The following is a 20443-nucleotide window of genomic DNA, read 5'->3' as shown; positions in this document are numbered from 1 at the left end:
CGCACCTCCTGACCCACGGCCGGCACACCCTGCCGCCCCACGGCCGGCACACCCCGCCGACCCACGGCCGGCACACCCCGCCGACCCACGGCCGGCGCAACTCGGGCCGCCCCCTTCTTCCGATCGGTGACACTATGACCTGAAAGGTGCGGCCTGGAGACGACGAGGCGAAGGAGTCCACCCGATGCCCGAGCTGAGCGTCATCGTCCACGGCCCCGACACCCGGGGCCGCTTGGCCGAACTGCTCGACTCCCTGGCCGCGCGCCCCCTGCCGGACGCCGAGGTGATCGTGGCCGCGGTCGGCGACTGGGCCCGTCAGACGGCCGAGGGACACACCCCGGAGACGGTGGTGGTGCCCCTGCCGGACGGCACCGGCGACGCGGCGGCCCGGGCGGTGGGGGCCGCGCGGGCGACCGGCCGCTGGCTGCACTTCGTACGCGCCGAGGACGGCCTGCCCGCGGGCGCCGTACGCACGGTCGCCGAACGCGCCGCGGAACTCCCGGACACCGTGGACGTGCTGCTCCTCGACCACGTCCGCAGCACCTGGCACACCGCCGGCACCCGCCCGGCGGACGGCCGGCTGCTGGCCCGGGCCGGCCGCGCCGAGCTGGCCCTCGACGACGCCGCGGACCTGCTGCGGCTCACCCCGCTGCTCGGCACCCGCGTGCTGCGCGCCGACTTCTGGCGGGCCCACGAGGAACGGCTCACCGCGGGCGACGAGGCGTACACCGCGTACGCCGCCCTGCTGGCCGCGCGCCGTGTCGCCTGCCTGAACCAGGTCGGGTACGAGCACCGCGTGCCGCGCCCCGAGAGCCTGCCGCCCGTCACCGCCGAGCAGCGCTACGCCCTCGTGGACCGCTACGAGACGCTGCTCACGCTCGCCCAGGACCGCCCCGCCACCACCCGCGCGGTCCTCTACGACGTCATGGTCCGCGACCTGCTGCGCACCTTCGCCCGCGAGGGCATGCCCGAGCCCGTGGCCCGCGAGTTCTTCCGCCGGGCCTCCCTGGCGGCCGTCCGCCGCCGCCCGCCGGGCCACCGCCGCCCGGGCGGCCTCGAAGGCGTACGCCGCGGCCTCCTCGAAGAGGGCGCGTACACCAAGTACCGCGCCTTCCAGGCCGCCAACCGCACCCGCCGGGCGGCCCGGACCGCGGTGCGGACCCAGCGGCGCCGACTGGGCGCGAAACTCCGCGACCAGCAGTACCGCCGGGCCCTCGGCCGCCGGGTGGACCCCGATCTCGCGGTCTTCTCCGCCTACTGGGCCCGCGGAGTCGCCTGCAACCCGGCCGCCGTCGCCGCCGAACTGGCCCGGCACGCCCCGTGGATCCACCCGGTGTGGGTGGTGACGAGGGACAACGCCCCGCTGCTGCCGCCCGGTACGGACCACGTGGTCCCCGGCACCCGCCGCTACTGGGAGGTGCTGGCCACGGCCAAGTACCTGACCAGCAACGTCAACTTCCCCGACGCGGTGGTCAAACGCCCGGACGCGATCCACCTCCAGACCCACCACGGCACCCCGCTCAAGCGGATGGGCCTGGACCAGATGCGGCACCCGACCGCCGCCCAGGGCATGGACTTCGCCGCCCTGCTCGCCCGCGTCGACAAGTGGGACTACAGCGTCTCGGCGAACAGCCACTCCACCCGGATGTGGGAGCGCGCCTACCCGTCCCGCTACACCTCCCTGGACTACGGCTATCCGCGCAACGACGTCTACTACCGCGCCGGCGCCGCCGACGTCCGCGCGGTCCGCGACCGCCTGGGCATCGCCCCGGGCCGGACCGCCGTCCTGTACGCCCCCACGCACCGCGACTACGAGGCCGGCTGGACCCCCCGCCTCGACCTCGCCGCCCTCGCCGACCGGCTCGGCGACGACACGGTGCTGCTGGTGCGCGCCCACTACTTCTACGACACGGCCGCCGCCCTGACCGGGCTGCGCCGCACCGGCCGGATCATCGACGTCTCCTCCTACGACCCCGTCGAGGAGCTGTGCCTGGCCGCCGACGCCCTCGTCACGGACTACTCGTCGATCATGTTCGACTACGCCAACCTCGACCGCCCCATCGTGATCTACGCCGACGACTGGGAGACCTACGCGACCACCCGCGGGGTCTACTTCGACCTGATGGCCGAGGCACCGGGCCAGGTGACCCGCACCCAGGAGGACCTGGCGGAGGTGTTCGCCTCGGGCGCGTGGCGGGACGAGGCCGCGGCGAAGGCGCGGGCCGCGTTCCGGCGCCGCTTCTGCGAGTACGACGACGGGCACGCCGCCGAACGGGTCGTCCGCCGGGTGTTCCTCGGCGAGAACGAGCAGGCGCTGCCGCCGGTGGTCCCGCTCGCGGACCGCACCCCCGCACCGAGCCCCGAGGAGGCAACGGCATGACCCCCGACGTCACGGTGACGGTGATCGTCTACAACGACGCCGCACGACTGCCGAGAGCGGTGGCCTCGCTGCGCCGGCAGACCCACGCGAACATCGAGATCATCATCAGCGACGACCACTCCACCGACGAGACCCCGTTCGTGGCACGCGCGCTCGCCGCGCAGGACGACCGCGTCCGCTGGCTGCGGCTGCCCCGCAACAGCGGCGGATGCAGCGCCCCGCGCAACCGGGCCCTGGAGACCGCCCGGGCGCCGTATCTGATGTTCCTCGACAGCGACGACGAACTCCCGGACGACGCGGTCGAGTTGCTGCTGGCCGCGCACCGCGAACGGGAGATCGACTTCGCGATGGGCGCGGTGCGCCGGATACGGGTCGACGGGGGCCGCCGCTCGACGTGGATGCCGCACCTGGTGGCCGAACGCCGCACCCTGGAGGGCATCGAGGACGACCCGCGCCTGTTCTTCGAGCACCTGTCGACGAGCAAGATGTACGCCCGGGCCTTCCTGGACCGGCACGATCTGCGCTTCCCCGAGGGCATCCACTACGAGGACCAGCTGTTCTCGGCGCAGGCGTACTGCCTGGCGAAGGCGTTCACGATCATTCCGGAACCGGTGTACCTCTGGTACATAGCGCCGTACGCGGCAGCCGACGCGGCGTCCATCTCCAACCAGCGGCACAAGCTGGACAACGTCCGCGACCGCATCCACGTGCAGCGCCTCATCGACGCCTTCCTCACGGACAGCGGCCACGCGGCCCTGCGGGAGGACAAGGACTACAAGTTCCTCAAACACGACTTCCGGATGTACGCCGGAGACCTGCCCTACCGGGACGATGACTGGCTGCGGGCCTTCGCGGAGATCACCGTCCCGTACGTCTCGACGCTCGCGCCCGGCGCGTTCGCCCGCCTGCCCCGCCCGGAACGGGTCGTCCTCCAACTGGTCCGCGAGGGACGGCTGTCCGAGGCCCGGCTCGCCGCACACGGCCTGGGACACCCGGTCGCCCCGCGGCGGGTGACGACGGACCCGGAAGGCGGCGGCACCTACTGGGGCGACCGGATACCGACGGCCGACCGGTCCCGGCGCGAACTGGACGTGACCGACCTGGAGTTGGACTCACGCCCGTTCCCGAGCGCCCAGTTCCGGCACGAGATAACGGAGTTGACGCCCGAACCCGGTGCCGGTCTGAGCCTGCGGATCCGCACCTACGACCCCGGGCTGCGGCTTCCCGTCGGCCCGCAGCGGGCGGCCCTGCTGCTGGCCCCCGGCCGGCGCCGCCTCACCGCGCCGTTCCGGCTCACCCCCGTCCGCCCGGGCGTCTTCGAAGGCCAGGTCCGGCTCGACCTGGCGACGGCCCCCGTCCCGCTGCGTGGATTCGCCGGCGTACGCCACCCGTTGCTGCGCATCGAGCACCAGGGGCTGGCCCACACGTCGCTCCTGCTGGCCCCGCCGGCCTTCCCCGCCCTGACCACCCGCGTCGGCTACCACTCCGGCGCCGCCCCGCACGACCTCACCGTCGAACCGGAGGGCCGCAACCCCGGCCGGCTGCAGATCCGCTGGCGTCCCGCGGGCGTGACGGACCGCCTGACCCGCCCGCTGGTACGACGGCTGAACCGCCCACCACTGCGCCGCGCGGCCCGCCTGCTGGCCGGCGCCCTGCACTGACCCGCACACCCCGTGCGGCTTGTCAGCGCACGGCGTACAGTGCCTGCCCGGCCGGGCCCTCGGCCACTCTGCGCAGCCTGGGGTCCCGTACCCCGCCGGGCGCCCGGTCCACCACCCAGCGCACCCCGTACTCCCGCACGATCTGCTCGCGCACCCCGTCCGTCGTCCCGGCGGCGAAATAGCGGCGCACGGCCTCGTCCCGCCGGCCGGCGTCGGCCAGGAACACATCCGGGTAGCCCGGCGCGACCGTGTACGCCCCGTACGCCGGGATCTGCCGCGCCGGGAAGGTGCGCGCCATGACGACATCCCCGTATCTCACCCAGGGGGTGATCCACCGGTAACCCGTCCAGGGCGCCCGGTACTTCGCCGCGACCACCCCGGGCAGCGCCGCCCGCCCCACCACATACCCCACGGTGCCCGCCTGGGCCCAGGCCCCCACGAGCAGCGCGGCGCCGAGCCCGCACGCCCACGCCGTCCGCACCGCCCGCCGCCCGGCCGAGACCGCTTCGAGGGCCGCCGCGAGCTGCGCCGGGATCAGCGCCGCCGGCAGCGCCCGGCCCCACGAGTAGTGACCGCTCACCCCGCCCGCCGCGAACACCACCGCCCCCAGCACGAAGAAGATCACCAGGGGGTCCCACCGGTCCCGCCGCGCACGCAGCCCCAGCGCCACAAGACCGAGCGGCAGCAGAGCGAACCGGCCCGGCAGATGCCGGTAGAGCGGCCGGTGCACCGCCTCCAGGTCGGCGCCGGCCGAGAACAGCGCGAAGAAGTCGTAGTACGGCCACGCCCACAGCACCGCCAGCCCCAGCAGCAGCCCCGCGCCCAGCCGCGACAGCGCACGCAGGCCCGGCCGTGCGGCGACGACCGCGGCGAGCGCCCCGAGCGACGCCACGACCCCGGAGAACTGGTGGACCAGCAGGATCAGCGCCCACAGCGCCCCGAGCCCCAGCCATGTCCCCCACCCGGCGTCCGCGCGCAGCGCCCGCGCCAGCCACGCCCAGAAGTGGAAGGACAGCCCGAGCGCGAACACACTCGGGTAGGACACCGTCAGCGCGAGGGAGTTCAGCCCTAGGAAGCCGCTCCAGTTGAGTGGCAGCGGCCCCCACAGGAACAGCAGGCACAGCACCGCGAGGGCGGGCGCCGCCGGATGGCCGCTCAGCGTGCGCACATACCGCCACACCCCCGTGACCAGCAGGGCAAGGCCGGCGAGCGCGCCGACGCGCAGCACGACGAACACCGAAAGACCGCTGGCCTTGGCGAGGGCGCCCAGCACCAGCGCCCACGGCGAGTAGTAGGGGCTCGGCGTATCCGCGTCGACCAGCGGATTGCCGGGGTGCAGCAGACTGTGCCTGAGCCGTTCCACGGTCGCCGCGTGCATGCCGAGATCGCCCGCCCAGGGCAGACGGACGATCACGAGGAGCAGCAGGACGAGGACGAGCGCGGCGGCGGCTCCCGGCAGGGCCCGGCCGGCCGTCACCGTACCGGCGTCAGGCCGCGCGGCGCGCATCCTGCTGGAACACCCAGGTGCGGTAGACGAGGAAGCGGAAGGCGGAGGCGAGGACGATCGACAGCGCCTTGACGGCGTTGGATTCGAACGGACCGTGCAGCCCGAGGCCGTGATATCCGAGCCAGAACAGGCCGCTTTCCATGACCACGCCGAGCCCGCTGAAAACGAAGAACAGTGCGATTTGCCGGCGGGTGCGCCGCGCCCGGTCCCGATAGGCGAAATAGCGGAAGCCGATGTAATTCGTGGCCATGGCGATACAGCTGGCCAGCACCGTCGCGGTCATCGCCGGCCAACGCAGGCCGTGCAGCAGCAGATTGAAGACCAGGAAATTGACCAGGACACCGCTGCCGCCGACGATCCCGAATTTCACGACTTCCAGCACGACGCGCGCGACCGGCCGGGCGGGGGCGGCGGGCAGGGCCGTGGCCGGATGGACTGTGGTGAGATTCGCTGTCACACCGCAGACCATATCCGACACATCCCGATTAGCAGGAAACGGTAAATTCACCGCAGGTTTTTGACCAGGTGTCGGCAAGAAAACGCGGCGCCCCGGGTCGTGTACGACCCGGGGCGCCCTGCGCGCCGTACGGCGGTGCCCGCCGCGCGGCCTACGAGTGCGTGCGCAGCAGCGTCCGCATCGTCCGCATCGCCACCGACAGGTTGGCGAGGTCGAAGGAGTCCGAACCGCGGATCTCCTCCAGGGTGGTGCGGGCCCGGCTCAGGATCGCCGAGTTCTTCTGCTCCCACGCCTTGAACCGCTGCTCGGGCGTGGAGGTGCCGTTGCCGACGGCCAGGACGTCCGCGGTGAGCGCCGCGTGCGCCGCGTACAGGTCCTCGCGGATGGAGGCGCGGGCCATGGACTGCCAGCGGTCCGCACGGGGCAGTTCGATGATCCGGTCCATCAGCTGGGTGATGGCGAGGCGGTCGGCGAGGTCGTAGTACACCTCGGCGACGTCCAGCGGCTTGCGGCCCATGCGGTCGGCCACGGAGACGATGTCGAGCGTCGGGAACGCGGAGGAGAACCCGGCCACCCGGGTCGCCAGTTCGTCGGGGACGCCGGCGCCGGTCAGCTCGTCGTAGATGTGCTGGTACCACTCCAGGTCCGCGCCGCGCAGCAGCTTCGGCAGCTGCTGCCAGACCTGCTCGACCCGCTCCGCGAAGAAGGCGACGGTCTCGGCGAGTTCCAGCGGCTGCGGCCGGTTGTTCAGCAGCCAGCGCGTGCCGCGCTCGACGAGACGGCGCGAGTGCAGCCGGATCCGGGTCTGCACGGCCGCCTCGACCTGGTTGTCCAGGTCCTCCACCGCGTCCCACACGGGCGCCGAACGGAAGATCGTACGGGCCGCGGTCTGCGCCCGGACGATCTCCTCAAGCGAGGCGCCGGTCTCCTCCCGCAGCCGGTGCAGATAGGTCGTACCGCCCGTGTTCACCGTGTCGTTGACCAGCACGGTCGTGGTGATCTCACGGCGCAGCGGGTGGCTGCCGATCCGCTCCGGGAACCGCTCGCGCAGCGCCTTCGGGAAGTAGGCGTCCAGCAGGCCGCGCAGATACGGGTCGTCCGGCAGCGAGGTGTGCAGCAGCTCCTCGGCGACCGTGATCTTCGTGTAGGCCAGCAGGACGGCCGTCTCCGGGCCGGTCAGGCCCTGCCCCTGGCCCAGCCGCTCGCGGATCTGCCGGTCGGTCGGCAGGAACTCCAGCGCCCGGTCGAGATGGCCCGCGCGCACCAGATGGCGGATGAACCGCTGCTGGGCGTGGAGCATGTCCTTGGACTGGGCCAACGCGTTGGCGATCGCCGTGTTCTGCGCGTAGTTGTTGCGCAGCACCAGGGCGCCGACCTCGTCGGTCATCTCGGCGAGCAGCTTGTTGCGCTGCTTGACCGTCATGTCGCCGTCCGTGACCAGGCCGTTGAGCAGGATCTTGATGTTCACCTCGTGGTCCGAGGTGTCGACGCCCGCGCTGTTGTCGATCGCGTCGGTGTTGATCTTCCCGCCGTGCGCGGCGAACTCGATGCGGCCCAGCTGGGTCAGGCCCAGGTTGCCGCCCTCGCCGACGACCTTGACCCGCAGGTCCCGGCCGTCCACGCGGATGGCGTCGTTGGCCTTGTCGCCGACATCGCCGTTGGACTCGCCGCTCGACTTGACGTACGTACCGATGCCGCCGTTCCACAGCAGGTCGACCGGCGCCTTCAGGACCGCCTTCATCAGGTCGGCCGGGGTCAGCTTGGTGACGCCGGGCTCGATGCCCAGGGCCTCGCGGATGTGCGCGTTCACCGGGATCGCCTTCGCGGTACGCGGGAAGATCCCGCCGCCCGCCGACAGCAGCCCGGTGTTGTAGTCGGCCCAGCTGGAGCGGGGCAGCTCGAACAGCCGGCGGCGCTCGGCGTAGGAGACGGCCGCGTCCGGCTCCGGGTCGATGAAGATGTGCCGGTGGTCGAAGGCGGCGACCAGCCGGATGTGCTCGCTCAGCAGCATGCCGTTGCCGAACACGTCACCGGACATGTCGCCGATGCCGACGACCGTGAAGTCCTCCGCCTGCGTGTTCACACCCAGCTCGCGGAAGTGCCGTTTCACCGACTCCCAGGCGCCGCGGGCGGTGATGCCCATGCCCTTGTGGTCGTAGCCCGCGCTGCCGCCGGAGGCGAAGGCGTCACCGAGCCAGAAGTGGTAGGACTGGGCGACCTCGTTGGCGATGTCGGAGAACGTCGCCGTGCCCTTGTCGGCCGCGACCACCAGATAGGTGTCGTCCTCGTCGTGCCGGACGACGTCCTCCGGGGGCACGACCTCGCCCGCGACCATGTTGTCGGTGATGTCGAGCAGCGCCGAGATGAACGTCTTGTAGCTGGCGATGCCCTCGGCCAGCCACGCGTCCCGGTCCACGCTCGGGTCCGGCAGCTGCTTGGCGACGAAGCCGCCCTTGGCGCCCACCGGCACGATGACAGTGTTCTTCACCATCTGCGCCTTGACCAGGCCGAGGATCTCGGTACGGAAGTCCTCACGCCGGTCGGACCAGCGCAGACCACCACGCGCGACCTTGCCGAAACGCAGGTGCACGCCCTCGACCCGCGGCGAGTACACCCAGATCTCGTACGCCGGGCGCGGCGCCGGCAGATCCGGGATGGCCTGCGGGTCGAACTTCATGGACACGTAGTCGTGCGGCCGGCCACGGCCCGCGTCCTGGAAGAAGTTGGTGCGCAGCGTCGCCTTGATGACGGTGAGGAACGAGCGCAGGATGCGGTCCTCGTCGAGGCTCGCCACCTGGTCGAGGGCGGCCTCGACCTCTTCCAGCAGGGCATCGACCAGTTCGTGCCCGGCGCGCTGGCGCTCCGGCGCCATCCGCGCCTCGAAGAGCGAGACGAGCAGCCGCGTGGTGTGGACGTTCGTGCGGAGGGTGTCCTCCATGTAGTCCTGGCTGAAGGTGGAGCCGGCCTGCCGCAGGTACTTGGCGTACGCGCGCAGCACCGTCGCCTGCCGCCAGGTCAGCCCGGCGCCGAGGACGAGGGCGTTGAAGCCGTCGTTCTCCGCCTTGCCCGTCCAGGTCGCGGCGAACGCCTCCTGGAAGCGCTCGCGGCCGTCGTCACCCAGGTAGTCGCCGTTGACACCGCCCAGGGACTTGGGGATGCGCAGGCCGAAGTCGTAGATCCAGGAGGCGGTGCGGTCCGCGCAGCGCAGCTCGTAGGGCCGCTCGTCGATGACGTCGACGCCGAGCCGGTTGAGCACCGGCAGCACCGCGGACAGCGAGATCGCGGCGCCCTTGCGGTAGATCTTGAACCGGCGCTCGTCGGGTGCCGCCCCGACCGGCTCGTAGAGGCTGAGCGAGAAGTCGTTGCCCGCCTCGTCGCTCAGCCGCTCCAGGTGGACCAGGTCGGCGACCGCCGCGCGCGGAGTGTGGTCGGCCTTGTAGCCCTCGGGGAAGGCGTTGTTGTAGCGGCGCAGCAGCTCGGCGGCGCGCTCCTCGCCGCACTCGGCGTTCAGCGCCTCGGCGAACCCGTCGGCCCAGGAGCGGGCGGCCTCGACCAGCCGGGCCTCGATCCGCTCCCGGTCCGCGTACGACAGCTCGGGCAGCTCGGTGCCGGGCGGGACCCGGACGACGAAGTGCAGCCTGGAGAGAATCGATTCGGTGTTCCAGGCGGTGAAGTCGACGCTGGTGCCGCCCAGCTCCTCCTTGAGGATGTCGATGATCCGCAGCCGGACGCCGGTGGTGTAGCGGTCGCGGGGCAGGTAGACCAGCGCGGAGTAGTAGCGCCCGTACTCGTCCTGGCGGAGGTACAGGCGCAGCCGCCGGCGCTCCTGCAGATACAGCACCGAGGTGGCGATGGAGCGCAGCTCGTCGACGGGCGTCTGGAACAGTTCGTCGCGCGGGTAGGTCTCCAGGATCTGGAGCAGATCGCGGCCGTCGTGGCTGTTGGGCGAGAACCCGGCGCCCCTCAGCACCTCGTCCACCTTGCGCCGGATGACGGGCACGCGGCGCACCGACTCGGTGTAGGCGGCCGAGGAGAACAGGCCGAGGAAGCGGCGCTCGCCCACCACGTTGCCGGCCTTGTCGAACTTCTTGACGCCGACGTAGTCCAGGTACGACGGCCGGTGCACCGTGGCCCGGCTGTTGGCCTTGGTCAGCACCAGCAGCTTGTGCTCGCGGGCCTTGGCCCGGGCGTCGGCCGGAAGCCGCTCGAAGGACGGGCTGACCGGATGGCCCTCCTCGGCGGAGTGGTGCGGGTCGGAGCGCAGAATGCCGAGGCCGGTGCCCGGCACGGCGGCCAGGGAGTCGTCCCCGTGCAACTGGTACTCGCGGTACCCGAGGAAGGTGAAGTGATCGGCGGCCAGCCAGCGCAGCAGCTCGCGGGCCTCCTGCGCCTCGGGGCCGGGCAGATCCGCGGGGACCGGCTCCTCGGTCAGGCCCTCGGCGATGCGCAGCGCCGCTTCCCGCATCTTCTCCCAGTCCTCGACGGCCTCGCGGACGTCGGACAGGACACGCAGCAGATCGGCGGTGATCTGCTTCAGGTCGGCACGGTCGGTCTCACGGTCGATCTCGACGTGGATCCAGGACTCGATGTGCGCGTCGTGCGGGAGGTCGCCGGTGGGCGGTGCGGCCAGGACCTCGATGAGCTTGCCCGTGAGGTCCCGCCGGACGACGAACTGCGGGTGGATGACGACATGGATGCCGCGTCCCTGGCGGGTCAGCTCATTGGTGACGGAGTCGACGAGGAAGGGCATGTCGTCGGTGACGACCTCCACGACGGTGTGGCTGCAGGTCCACCCGTTCTCCTCGACGGTGGGGGTGTGGACCCGGACGTTGGCCGTGCCCTGCGGGCGGTTCTCGGCGAGTCGGTGGTGGGAGACCGCGGCTCCGAAGACATCGACCGGGTCGCGGTCGCCGAGGTCCTCCGGGGCGGTGTGCAGGTAGTAGCGCTGGAGGAACGCGAGCACGGACTCGTGGTCCCAGGTGCCCTCGTCCGTCGTCCCAGTCGGTAGGTGCCCCCCGACCGGGCTGTTCTCAGCTACCCGGGCGGCCCGTTCGAGCAGCTCGGCCTTGGCTTCGTCCAGCTTGGTCTGCATTGTCCTCTGGCTCCTGTCGCGCGCCGTTGCGTGACGTAGAAGGAAGTACGGTCTCTTCCCCTCCGGCGTAACGCCACGGCCCGGGGTGTCCGGTTGTCTCCGACGCTATGCCGCAAGGTGAGAAGAAGGGGGGGTATTCGGCCAATATCCACGCACCCGACCAGTGTGACGCTGCTCTCTGTCGCGTCGTGACCCGGGATGTGCGTGGGGCCTCGGGGGGCCTTGTGCCCCGCTCCCGCCCGTGAGGACCAGCGACCGCCGCCCGGTCACGGATGTCGTCCGTGCTCTTCGGGCGCAGGGCAGGGGCGACAACTGTGCCCCCGCGAGCTATCGCGCTGATCACGCCACAAGGCTATCGCTCCTCACCCCGGGCTCGTCATGAGCCGTATGTGTACAAAACCAAGCACCAATCTTTGACGTTCTGCACAGCCCAAACCCGCCACAATCAACGTATTCACGCCTCCCTCGCCTCACAGAGCCCCGGCCCCCACGGCCCACCCACACCCCCGACACCCCACGGCGCTCGGAAGGCACCGCAACCGGACCTGACGGGCTCGCCCCGGCGCCGGCACAGACGGGACCTGACGGACCGCGCCGGACCGGGTGGACTCGGACCGGCGCCGCCGACCGGTGGGCAACCGCCCGCTCCCCGGCCGGTGCGGCCCGCCGGTGCGGCCGCGGGAAACCGCATCCGGGGGCCGAGTTCCGGCCACGATGGCGGAACGAAGCCCTCGCCCCGGACCCGAGCCCCCGAACCCGAGCGCCCCCTTCCCTGAGACCGGCCCCCTGCCCGCCTCAGCCCCCACCCCGCCCCGCCCGGGTGCATCTGCCCCGGCCCCGCCGCCCCGCGCCGCGCGCCCCACACCGCGCACCCGCGCTGCCCCGGTCCCGCCCCGCCCCGCCCGGGTGCATCTGCCCCGGACCCGCCTCACCGGGCCCCGCGCCGAGCACTCCGCGCCGCTGCGATCCGCCGCCCGGCCCCGCCGCGCGCCGTCCGGCCGCCCCGCCGCCGCGGTGCCGTTGGGGCCGGGAACTGGCGGGATGCCTTGGTGGCGCGGCACGCTGGAGGCACGTTGCTCAGGAACAGCGCGCCGCCGCCCACGGAAAGCGCCCGCGGGGCCGGCGCACGCCCGAGAGGAGCCGCCCGCCATGCCCCCGAAGATCCTCATCGTGACCGGCGACGCAGCGGAGTCACTGGAGGTCATGTACCCCTACCAGCGCCTGCGCGAGGAGGGTTACGACGTCGACATCGCGGCCCCCAGCCGCAAGCAGCTCCAGTTCGTCGTGCACGACTTCGAACCCGGCTTCGACACCTACACCGAGAAGCCCGGCTACACCTGGCCCGCCGACCTTGCCTTCGCCGACGTCGACCCCGGCCGGTACGCGGCCCTCGTCATCCCCGGCGGCCGGGCACCCGAATATCTCCGCAACGACCCCGAACTCCGCAAGATCCTCAAGTCGTTCTTCGACGCCGACAAGCCCGTCGCCCAGATCTGCCACGGCCCCCTGCTGACCGCCGCGATCGACACCCTCCGCGGCAGGCGCGTCACCGCCTACCCCGCACTCGAACTCGACATGCAGGCGGCCGGGGCCACCTTCCAGGACGCCGAGACGGTCGTGGACGGCACGCTGGTCTCCGCCCGCGCCTGGCCCGACCACTCCCGCTGGATGCGCGAGTTCCTGACCGTACTGCGCACGAAGGCCCCGGTGAGCTGAGCCCCGTCCGCAGAACCCGGCCCCGACGGCGGAACCCGCGGAGGCGCACCCGCACCGGGTCAGGCCGCCAGCCGCTCCGCCTCCGCCACGGCCTGGTCCAGCGTGTCCACCACGGGCACGCCCATGGCCTCCAGGCTGGCGCGGCTGTGCGAGCCCCCGGTGTACAGCACGGCCCGCGCCCCCACGTGCCGTGCCGCCACCGCGTCGTCGGCGGCGTCCCCGATCACCACCGTGCGCTCCGGGTCCACACCGCTCAGCGCCTCCAGGTGCCGGACCATGTGCTCCGCCTTGCTGCCCCCGGACGGGCCGGTCCGCCCCTCGACCCGTAGGAAGTGCGTCTCGATCCCGAACCCGCGCACCAGCGGTATCAGTTCATCGTGCCCGTACATGCTCAGCAGCGACTGGCTGCGGCCCGCCGACCGCCACTGCGTCAGCAGGTCCGCCGCCCCTTCGGTGAGCGAGCACCGGACCCGGTGCTCGCTGTAGTACTGATGGAAGACCACGTCCATGACCTCCCACTCCGCCTCGGTGGGCAGCCGTCCCATCAGCCGCTCATAGAACTTCGGCACCGGAACGCAGTACATCGCCCGGTACTGCTCCAGCGTGATCGGCGCGAGCCCCAGCTCGGCGGCAGCGGCGTTCGTCGCCCCGACGATCGCCTCGTTGTCGTGGAACAACGTCCCGTTCCAGTCCCACACGATGTGGGCGCCTGCGTGCATCCCCATGCCGAAGAACGTACCCGCCGCCACTGACAATCGGGCGAACAGCGAGGTCACAGCCGGATACAGTGCGCTACGCGAGGCCCACGAGGGCGGGGATCTCCTGCGTCGCGTACCACAGCAGCTCGTGGTCCTCGGCCCCGTCGACGACGAACTGCGCGTCGTCGTCACCGTCGTCCGCCGCCGGGAGCGCCGTGACCGCCGCGGCCACGTCGTCCTCGGCGTCGGCCGCGTCGGCGTGCACCGCCGCGGCCTTGGCCAGCGGCACAGGACCGGTCACCAGCACCTCGCCCAGCGCGGCCGGGTCGAGCCCGCGGTCCGGGTCGGGCATCGCGGCGCCGTCGGGCACGTCGACGGCGACCACGACCCGGCGGCGCGACGCGCCCGGGTCCGCCGCCAGCTGCCGCAGCGAGGCCAGCGCGGCCCGGTTCAGCGCCGCGTACTCCAGTTCCTCGATGTCGTCGGAGAGGTACCACTCGCGCAGCGCGGGCGTGACGGCGTACGCGACGAGCTGTTCGGCCCCCAGCTCGCCCGTCCTGTGCGCCTCGGCGAGACCGGGGAGGGTCAGGGGGACGTAGACGCGCATGGCTGGCCGCTCTTTTCGTGGTCAAAGGCTCCGCTGGGGCCCGGCGAGGGCGGTCCCGCGCTCCCGGGCGGCCTTCAGGATACGTGCGCGCGTCCCCTTTCGGGTCCCTGCCCGGGCGCGCGGACCCGTCCACCCGGCGCCCGTGGGGTCACCCGGCCCCGCCTCGAAATTTGCCGGGTTTTCGCCCCTTTTCTCACTCGGATAGGTGAATTTCGCACGCCCTCGACGCGGGCCCGCGCTTGCTTGCCCGGGCCGCCCACGGCCCCGTACAAGGTCCCCACCAGCAAGTTACCGCCCGGTATCCGCCGGGCCCGCCGAACGGGGACCCCATGAACAAGGTCATGACCAGGACCGCCCAGCGCCGCCCGGGCACCCGCCCGCCGGGCCGCCGCGACCCCCGCCGCCCCGGCACCACCCCGCCCCGAACTCCCACGACACGCACTTCTACGACACGTACCCCGGCACCCCGTGCGACCCACCACCGCACGGCCACGCCCGCCGCCGTCCCGCCCGCCGCCGTACCCGACGCCCCCACCGGCCCTGTGGCACCCGGCGCGCCCCTGCCGCCGCGTCCCACGGACCTCTTCGCCGACCGGCTGCTCGCCGTCCTGAGCGGTCAGCGCCCCGTGCACTGGATGCTCCGGCACACCGCCGGGCGCGCCTACGACGAGCTGGCCCGGCTCGCGGAGCGCGGGCCCCTGCGCACCCGCGGCACCCGCCCGGTCGTCCGGGACATCGGCTACTACGTCCCCCGCCGGGGCGCCATCGAGGCGTTCGCACGCATCGGCGCAGGCGACCAGCTGCGCGCCATGGCGTTCCGCCTGGAACAGGGCCCGGACCTGCGCTGGCGCTGCACAGCGGTGGAACTGGGCGGCCCCCGCACCCCGCACACCGCCGACTGACGCTCCGCTGGACGTACGGTGCGGTGTCGTCGGATGCGAGAGCGTTTGTGACGGTTTGCCCAGCTCTCCGCACCCCGTCCGGGTGCAGACGCGTTGTCGAGTGCAGGGCGGTCTGTGGTTGGGCGCGCAGTTCCCCGCACCCCTGAGGGGGCGCGGTCGTGTGGTTGGGTGCGGAACGCGCTCCGCGACAGGCGTCGCTCGCCTCGCGGCGGAGCCGTATGCCGACACAGCCCCGCGCCCATCGGGACCCTGCCGAACCGGGACGGGGTTCGGGGGAACGCCGACGGGCCGGCCCATCCGGGGATGGGCCGGCCCGTCGGGACGCTACGGCGTCCTGGGCGCCGTCACTTCTTGCGGCGTCGACCGCCCTTGGCCTGCCTGCGGCGCTCGGCCCGCGTCAGACCGTCGGACTCGGAGCGCACCGGCTCGTCTTCGTCGTAGGTGAAGTCGCCCTCGACGATGCCGCCCTCGCCGTCCACGGTCGCCGCGGAGAAGTGCAGGCCGCGGCGCTGCGGGGCGTCGAGCCCCTTGGCGCGGATCTCCGGGCGGGAGCCCGCCTGGGCCGGCACCGCGTCCTGGACGCCCTCGGCCACCGGCTCGGCGTCCTCGACCGGAACCTCCTCGACCTGCTGCTCGACCTGGACCTCCAGGTTGAACAGGTAGCCGACGGACTCCTCCTTGATGCCCTCCATCATCGCGGTGAACATGTCGAAGCCCTCGCGCTGGTACTCGACCAGCGGGTCCTTCTGCGCCATCGCGCGCAGGCCGATGCCCTCCTGGAGGTAGTCCATCTCGTAGAGGTGTTCACGCCACTTGCGGTCGAGCACCGACAGCACGACCCGGCGCTCCAGCTCACGCATGATGTCGGAGCCGAGCTGCGCCTCGCGGGCCTCGTACTGCTCGTGGATGTCGTCCTTGATGGACTCGGCGATGAACTCGGCGGTCAGCCCGGCCCGGTCGCCGGCCGCCTCCTCCAGTTCGTCGATGCTGACCTTCACCGGGTAGAGCTGCTTGAAGGCGCCCCACAGCCGGTCCAGGTCCCAGTCCTCGGGGAAGCCCTCTGCGGTCTCCGCTCCGACATAGGCGTCGATCGTGTCGTCCATGAAGTGCTGCACCTGCTCGCGCAGGTCCTCGCCCTCCAGGACGCGGCGCCGCTCGCCGTAGATGACCTCGCGCTGGCGGTTGAGGACTTCGTCGTACTTCAGAACGTTCTTACGGGTTTCGAAGTTCTGCTGCTCGACCTGCGACTGGGCCGACGCGATCGCGCGCGTGACCATCTTGTTCTCGATCGGCACGTCGTCGGGCACGTTCGCCATCGACATCACGCGCTCGACCATCTGGGCCTTGAACAGACGCATCAGGTCGTCGCCGAGGGACAGGTAGAAACGGGACTCGCCCGGGTCGCCCTGACGGCCGCTACGACCGCGCAGCTGGTTGTCGATGCGGCGGGACTCGTGCCGCTCGGTGCCCAGCACATACAGGCCGCCGATCTCCTCGACCTCTTCCTTCTCGGCCTTGACGGCCTGCTCGGCCTTGGCCAGGGCGGTGGGCAGCGCGGCGGCCCACTCCTCGATGTGCTCCTCGGGGTCGAGGCCGCGCTGCCGCAGCTCCGCGTCGGCCAGGTCCTCGGGGTTGCCGCCGAGCTTGATGTCCGTACCACGGCCGGCCATGTTCGTCGCCACGGTGACGGCGCCCTTGCGGCCGGCCTGGGCGACGATGGTGGCCTCGCGGTCGTGCTGCTTCGCGTTCAGCACCTCGTGCTGGATGCCGCGCTTGCTGAGCTGCTGCGAAAGGTACTCCGACTTCTCGACGGACGTCGTGCCGACGAGGATCGGCTGGCCCTTCTCGTGCTTCTCGGCGATGTCGTCCACGACCGCCTCGAACTTGGCGACCTCGGTGCGGTAGATCAGGTCCGACTGGTCCTTGCGGATCATCGGCCTGTTGGTCGGGATCGGGACCACGCCGAGCTTGTAGATCTGGTGGAACTCGGCGGCCTCGGTCATCGCCGTACCGGTCATGCCGGAGAGCTTCTTGTAGAGGCGGAAGAAGTTCTGCAGGGTGATCGTGGCGAGCGTCTGGTTCTCGTCCTTGATGTCCACCCCTTCCTTCGCCTCGATCGCCTGGTGCATGCCCTCGTTGTAGCGGCGGCCGGCGAGGATACGGCCGGTGTGCTCGTCGACGATCATGACCTCGCCGTCGATGACGACGTAGTCCTTGTCCTTCTTGAACAGTTCCTTCGCCTTGATGGCGTTGTTCAGATAGCCGACGAGCGGGGTGTTCACCGACTCGTAGAGGTTGTCGATGCCCAGCCAGTCCTCGACCTTGGAGACGCCGGGCTCGTGGATGGCGACCGTACGCTTCTTCTCGTCGACGTCGTAGTCACCGGTCTCCTCGACGCCCTTGAGGGGGTTGCCCGCCTCGCCGCGCTTGAGGCGCGTGACCAGCTTGGCGAAGTCGCCGTACCACTTGGTGGCCTGGTCGGCGGGGCCGGAGATGATCAGCGGCGTACGGGCCTCGTCGATGAGGATGGAGTCGACCTCGTCCACGATGGCGAAGTTGTGGCCGCGCTGGACCAGCTCGTCCTTGGCCCAGGCCATGTTGTCGCGCAGATAGTCGAAGCCGAACTCGTTGTTCGTGCCGTACGTGATGTCGCAGCCGTACTGCTCGCGGCGCTGGGCCGGCGTCATGTTGGCCAGGATGCAGCCGACGGTCAGGCCGAGGAACTTGTGAACGCGGCCCATCATCTCGGAGTCACGCTCGGCCAGGTAGTCGTTGACCGTGATGAGGTGGACGCCGTCTCCGGAGAGGGCGTTGAGGTACGCGGGCAGCGTGCCGACGAGCGTCTTGCCCTCACCGGTCTTCATCTCGGCCACGTAGCCGAGATGGAGGGCGGCGCCACCCATCAGCTGCACGTCGTAGTGCCGCTGGCCGAGGACGCGCTTGGCGGCCTCGCGCACCGTGGCGAACGCCTCGGGGAGCAGGTCGTCCAGGGGTTCCCCGTCGGCGTACCGCTGCTTGTATTCATCGGTGAGGGCCCGCAGCTCGGCGTCGGAGAGGTCGACGAAGTCCTCTTCGATGGAGTTGACCTGGTCCGCGATGCGGTGCAGCTTGCGCAGGATCTTGCCTTCGCCTGCACGCATGATCTTCGAGAGGACGGACACGGGGGCTGGTCTCCTTGCCGGTCGGGCCTGGGACGGTCGGTTTCCGTTTGACGTACTGAGCAACGGCCATCGTATGCGAGGACCCGCCCACGCCGGGAGGCCCGGCGGGGCTACGGTCGTCCGCTGCTGATCGGCCGACGCCTTCACAGGCTCTTTTCATAGAGGACAACGGCCGGGATGCGCGGATAGTGCCGCGTCCGACCGGGGATTTGTGCGAACTGTGATCACCTGCTCACCCACGGCAGCGACGACACCCCGGGCACACGGTCACACCGCGCGGGCCACCGGGACGGCGCGGGCGCGGACCTCGGGGATTGCACGGCGCGCGCCACAGGGATGGCGCCGGCGCGGGCGCCCGAGCAGAATCTCCCGATGGACCCCGTCACCCTCACCACCGACCGGCTCGTCCTGCGCTCCCCCGGCCCGCCCGACACCGACGCGGTGCTCACCGCCGCGCAGGACCCCGACCTCCAGCGCTGGATCTCCCAGTTCCCCTCGCCCTATCTGCCCGAGCACGCCCGCGGCTTCACCGAGCGGACGGTCCCCGACGGCTGGGCGAACGACTCGATGTTCACCTTCGGCCTCTTCCTTGCCGAAGGGGAGCTGGCGGGCATGCTCGCCCTGACGATGCGCGCCCTGGGCGTCGCCGAGGTGGGTTTCTGGTCCACGAAGGAGCACCGCGGCCAGGGCTACGTCACCGAGGCCACCCTCGCCGTCGCCCGCTGGGCCTTCACCCGCCTGGCCATCGACCGCGTGGAGTGGCGTGCCGAGGTCGGCAACCACGCCTCGCGCGCGGTCGCCGAGCGGGCGGGTTTCACCGTCGAGGGCACGCTGCGCTCGGCGACGAACAACAAGGGCGTACGCCGGGACTGCTGGGTGGGCTCGCTGCTCCCGTCCGACCTGGGACTGCCGTCGGCCGCGCCGTACCTGCCCGCTCCGCAACGGACCCGCTGACAGCCGACCGCCGCACGCCACCCGGCCCAGCCCCAGCCCACGGCTCCCGCCTCTGCCGACGGCGTGCCCCGGACGCGGCCCACCCCCGTCCCGGGCCCATTGTCAGACCCACCCCATACGCTGCGAACCCATGACGACCCTTCCGCGCCCCACCACCGACCTCTCGGCCGACGAAGCCCGCCGTATCGCCCTGCGGGCCCAGGGCTTCCTCGGCACTCCCGACCGCCGGGCCGGGGTCCGCGGTGTCCTCCGCCACCTCGGCGCGGTCCAGCTCGACACCATCTCGGTCCTCGCCCGCTCGCACGAACTGATCCCCTACGCCCGGCTCGGCGCGGTCGGCCGCAAGGCCGTGGAGAACGCCTACTGGACGGACACCCACGCATTCGAGTACTGGTCCCACGCCGCCTGCATCCTCCCCGTGGAGGAGTGGCCCCACTTCGCCTTCCGCCGCCGCGCCTACCGCAACCGCCCGCACTGGAACCACGAACTGCCCGACGGCACCTACGAGCAGGTCATCAAGCAGATCCGGGCCGAAGGGCCGCTCACCGCCACGGAGTTGGGCGGCGCGAAGCGCACCAGCGAGTGGTGGGACTGGTCCGGCTCGAAGGTCGCCGTCGAACGCGCGCTGATGTACGGGGAGGTCGTGTGCGTGGCGCGCCGCGGCTGGAAGCGGGTGTACGACCTGGCGGAGCGCGCGATCCCGGACACCCTGCTGCACGACGAGCTGGACGACACCGAGTGCCTGCGCCGCCTGGTCCGCCTCGCGGGCCAGTCCCTCGGCGTCGGCACGCGCGCGGACATCGCCGACTACCACCGGCTCAAGGGCGAGCAGGTCGACGCGGTGATCGCGGACTCGGGCCTGGTCCCGGTCACGGTGGAGGGCTGGGGCAAGCCGGCCTGGGCGGACCCGGCGGCCCTGGAGACGCCCCCGCGGGGCCGGCACCGCACCACGCTGCTGTCCCCGTTCGACTCCCTGATCTGGGAGCGCGCCCGCACAGAACGGATCTTCGGCTTCACCCACCGCCTTGAGGCCTACGTCCCGAAGCCGAAGCGGGTGTACGGCTACTTCGCCATGCCGGTGCTGGCCGGTGGCCGGCTCGTCGGGCGCGTCGACCCGGCCCGCGAGGGACGCACCCTGGTCGCCAAGCAGGTCACCCTGGACGGCGCGAAGGCGGTCCCGGCCGTCGCCCAGGCCCTGGTCGAGGCGGCGAGCTGGGTGAGCTGCACGGACGTACGGGTGGTACGGGTGGACGCACCCGGTCTCCGCGAGGCGCTGGCCGGCGAACTCGCCCGTCTGCTCGGCTGAGC

12 protein-coding genes are annotated in these 20443 nt (G+C 71.8%); 6 read left to right on the top strand and 6 right to left on the bottom strand.

Features of this window, described 5'->3' with window-relative positions:
- Nucleotides 1-184 precede the first annotated feature (184 nt).
- Both AC27LF_RS34035 and AC27LF_RS34030 read left to right on the top strand, forming a co-directional pair.
- The gene (locus tag AC27LF_RS34035) at nucleotides 185-2380 is read left to right on the top strand and encodes a CDP-glycerol glycerophosphotransferase family protein (RefSeq protein ID WP_479660300.1); all 2196 of its coding nucleotides are present in this window, start codon (nucleotides 185-187) and stop codon (nucleotides 2378-2380) included.
- Nucleotides 2377-4041, top strand: a complete 1665-nt coding sequence (locus AC27LF_RS34030; RefSeq protein WP_479660299.1) for a glycosyltransferase family 2 protein — start codon at nucleotides 2377-2379, stop codon at nucleotides 4039-4041. Before AC27LF_RS34035 ends, AC27LF_RS34030 begins: the two co-directional genes overlap by 4 nt.
- 22 nt (nucleotides 4042-4063) lie before the next feature.
- On the opposite strand, the gene AC27LF_RS34025 is transcribed toward AC27LF_RS34030, so the two are convergent.
- The 3 genes from AC27LF_RS34025 to AC27LF_RS34015 form a co-directional block, all read right to left on the bottom strand.
- Complete coding sequence (locus AC27LF_RS34025; RefSeq protein WP_479660298.1) at nucleotides 4064-5548, bottom strand: hypothetical protein; 1485 nt, start codon at nucleotides 5546-5548, stop codon at nucleotides 4064-4066.
- Nucleotides 5529-6005, bottom strand: coding sequence for a GtrA family protein (locus tag AC27LF_RS34020; RefSeq protein WP_479660297.1), 477 nt, complete (start codon nucleotides 6003-6005; stop codon nucleotides 5529-5531). Before AC27LF_RS34020 ends, AC27LF_RS34025 begins: the two co-directional genes overlap by 20 nt.
- 151 nt (nucleotides 6006-6156) lie before the next feature.
- Nucleotides 6157-11097, bottom strand: a complete 4941-nt coding sequence (locus AC27LF_RS34015; protein WP_479660296.1) for an NAD-glutamate dehydrogenase — start codon at nucleotides 11095-11097, stop codon at nucleotides 6157-6159.
- A gap of 1149 nt (nucleotides 11098-12246) precedes the next feature.
- Between AC27LF_RS34015 and AC27LF_RS34010 the strand changes: the two genes are divergently transcribed.
- Entirely contained in the window at nucleotides 12247-12813 is a 567-nt protein-coding gene (locus AC27LF_RS34010; RefSeq protein ID WP_479660295.1) for a DJ-1/PfpI family protein, read from the top strand.
- A gap of 59 nt (nucleotides 12814-12872) precedes the next feature.
- Here the strand turns inward: AC27LF_RS34010 and AC27LF_RS34005 are convergent, their stop codons facing one another.
- Both AC27LF_RS34005 and AC27LF_RS34000 read right to left on the bottom strand, forming a co-directional pair.
- Nucleotides 12873-13538: an HAD family hydrolase gene (locus AC27LF_RS34005; RefSeq protein ID WP_479660294.1), complete on the bottom strand. Its 666-nt coding sequence runs from the start codon at nucleotides 13536-13538 to the stop codon at nucleotides 12873-12875.
- 67 nt (nucleotides 13539-13605) lie between these two features.
- On the bottom strand, nucleotides 13606-14118 hold the full coding sequence (locus AC27LF_RS34000; RefSeq protein ID WP_479660293.1) for a DUF6912 family protein: 513 nt from the start codon (nucleotides 14116-14118) through the stop codon (nucleotides 13606-13608).
- A gap of 329 nt (nucleotides 14119-14447) precedes the next feature.
- Here AC27LF_RS34000 and AC27LF_RS33995 point away from each other — a divergent pair, with 329 nt between their 5' ends.
- A complete protein-coding gene (locus AC27LF_RS33995; protein ID WP_479660292.1) occupies nucleotides 14448-15020 on the top strand; it encodes an Rv3235 family protein in 573 nt (190 codons plus the stop codon).
- Nucleotides 15021-15364: 344 nt separating this feature from the next.
- Here the strand turns inward: AC27LF_RS33995 and secA are convergent, their stop codons facing one another.
- On the bottom strand, nucleotides 15365-18181 hold the full coding sequence (gene secA / locus AC27LF_RS33990; RefSeq protein ID WP_479660291.1) for a preprotein translocase subunit SecA: 2817 nt from the start codon (nucleotides 18179-18181) through the stop codon (nucleotides 15365-15367).
- Between the two features lie 372 nt (nucleotides 18182-18553).
- Between secA and AC27LF_RS33985 the strand changes: the two genes are divergently transcribed.
- Both AC27LF_RS33985 and AC27LF_RS33980 read left to right on the top strand, forming a co-directional pair.
- Nucleotides 18554-19135 (top strand): GNAT family N-acetyltransferase, encoded by a 582-nt coding sequence (locus AC27LF_RS33985; protein WP_479660290.1) that lies wholly within the window; start codon nucleotides 18554-18556, stop codon nucleotides 19133-19135.
- A 130-nt stretch (nucleotides 19136-19265) separates the two neighbouring features.
- Nucleotides 19266-20441 (top strand): winged helix-turn-helix domain-containing protein, encoded by a 1176-nt coding sequence (locus tag AC27LF_RS33980; RefSeq protein ID WP_479660289.1) that lies wholly within the window; start codon nucleotides 19266-19268, stop codon nucleotides 20439-20441.
- Nucleotides 20442-20443: the final 2 nt, after the last annotated feature.

Source organism: Streptomyces diversicolor, from assembly GCF_057537855.1.
The sequence above is the reverse complement of the archived record's forward strand: the minus strand, read 5'-3'. Positions and strand labels throughout refer to the sequence as shown.

Coding starts and splice junctions, on each gene's coding strand:
- AC27LF_RS34035 (WP_479660300.1), top strand. CDS start 185: ATGCCCGAGCTGAGCGTCATCGTCCACGGCCCCGACACCCGGGGCCGC.
- AC27LF_RS34030 (WP_479660299.1), top strand. CDS start 2,377: ATGACCCCCGACGTCACGGTGACGGTGATCGTCTACAACGACGCCGCA.
- AC27LF_RS34025 (WP_479660298.1), bottom strand. CDS start 5,548: ATGCGCGCCGCGCGGCCTGACGCCGGTACGGTGACGGCCGGCCGGGCC.
- AC27LF_RS34015 (WP_479660296.1), bottom strand. CDS start 11,097: ATGCAGACCAAGCTGGACGAAGCCAAGGCCGAGCTGCTCGAACGGGCC.
- AC27LF_RS34010 (WP_479660295.1), top strand. CDS start 12,247: ATGCCCCCGAAGATCCTCATCGTGACCGGCGACGCAGCGGAGTCACTG.
- AC27LF_RS34005 (WP_479660294.1), bottom strand. CDS start 13,538: ATGGGGATGCACGCAGGCGCCCACATCGTGTGGGACTGGAACGGGACG.
- AC27LF_RS34000 (WP_479660293.1), bottom strand. CDS start 14,118: ATGCGCGTCTACGTCCCCCTGACCCTCCCCGGTCTCGCCGAGGCGCAC.
- AC27LF_RS33995 (WP_479660292.1), top strand. CDS start 14,448: ATGAACAAGGTCATGACCAGGACCGCCCAGCGCCGCCCGGGCACCCGC.
- AC27LF_RS33985 (WP_479660290.1), top strand. CDS start 18,554: ATGGACCCCGTCACCCTCACCACCGACCGGCTCGTCCTGCGCTCCCCC.
- AC27LF_RS33980 (WP_479660289.1), top strand. CDS start 19,266: ATGACGACCCTTCCGCGCCCCACCACCGACCTCTCGGCCGACGAAGCC.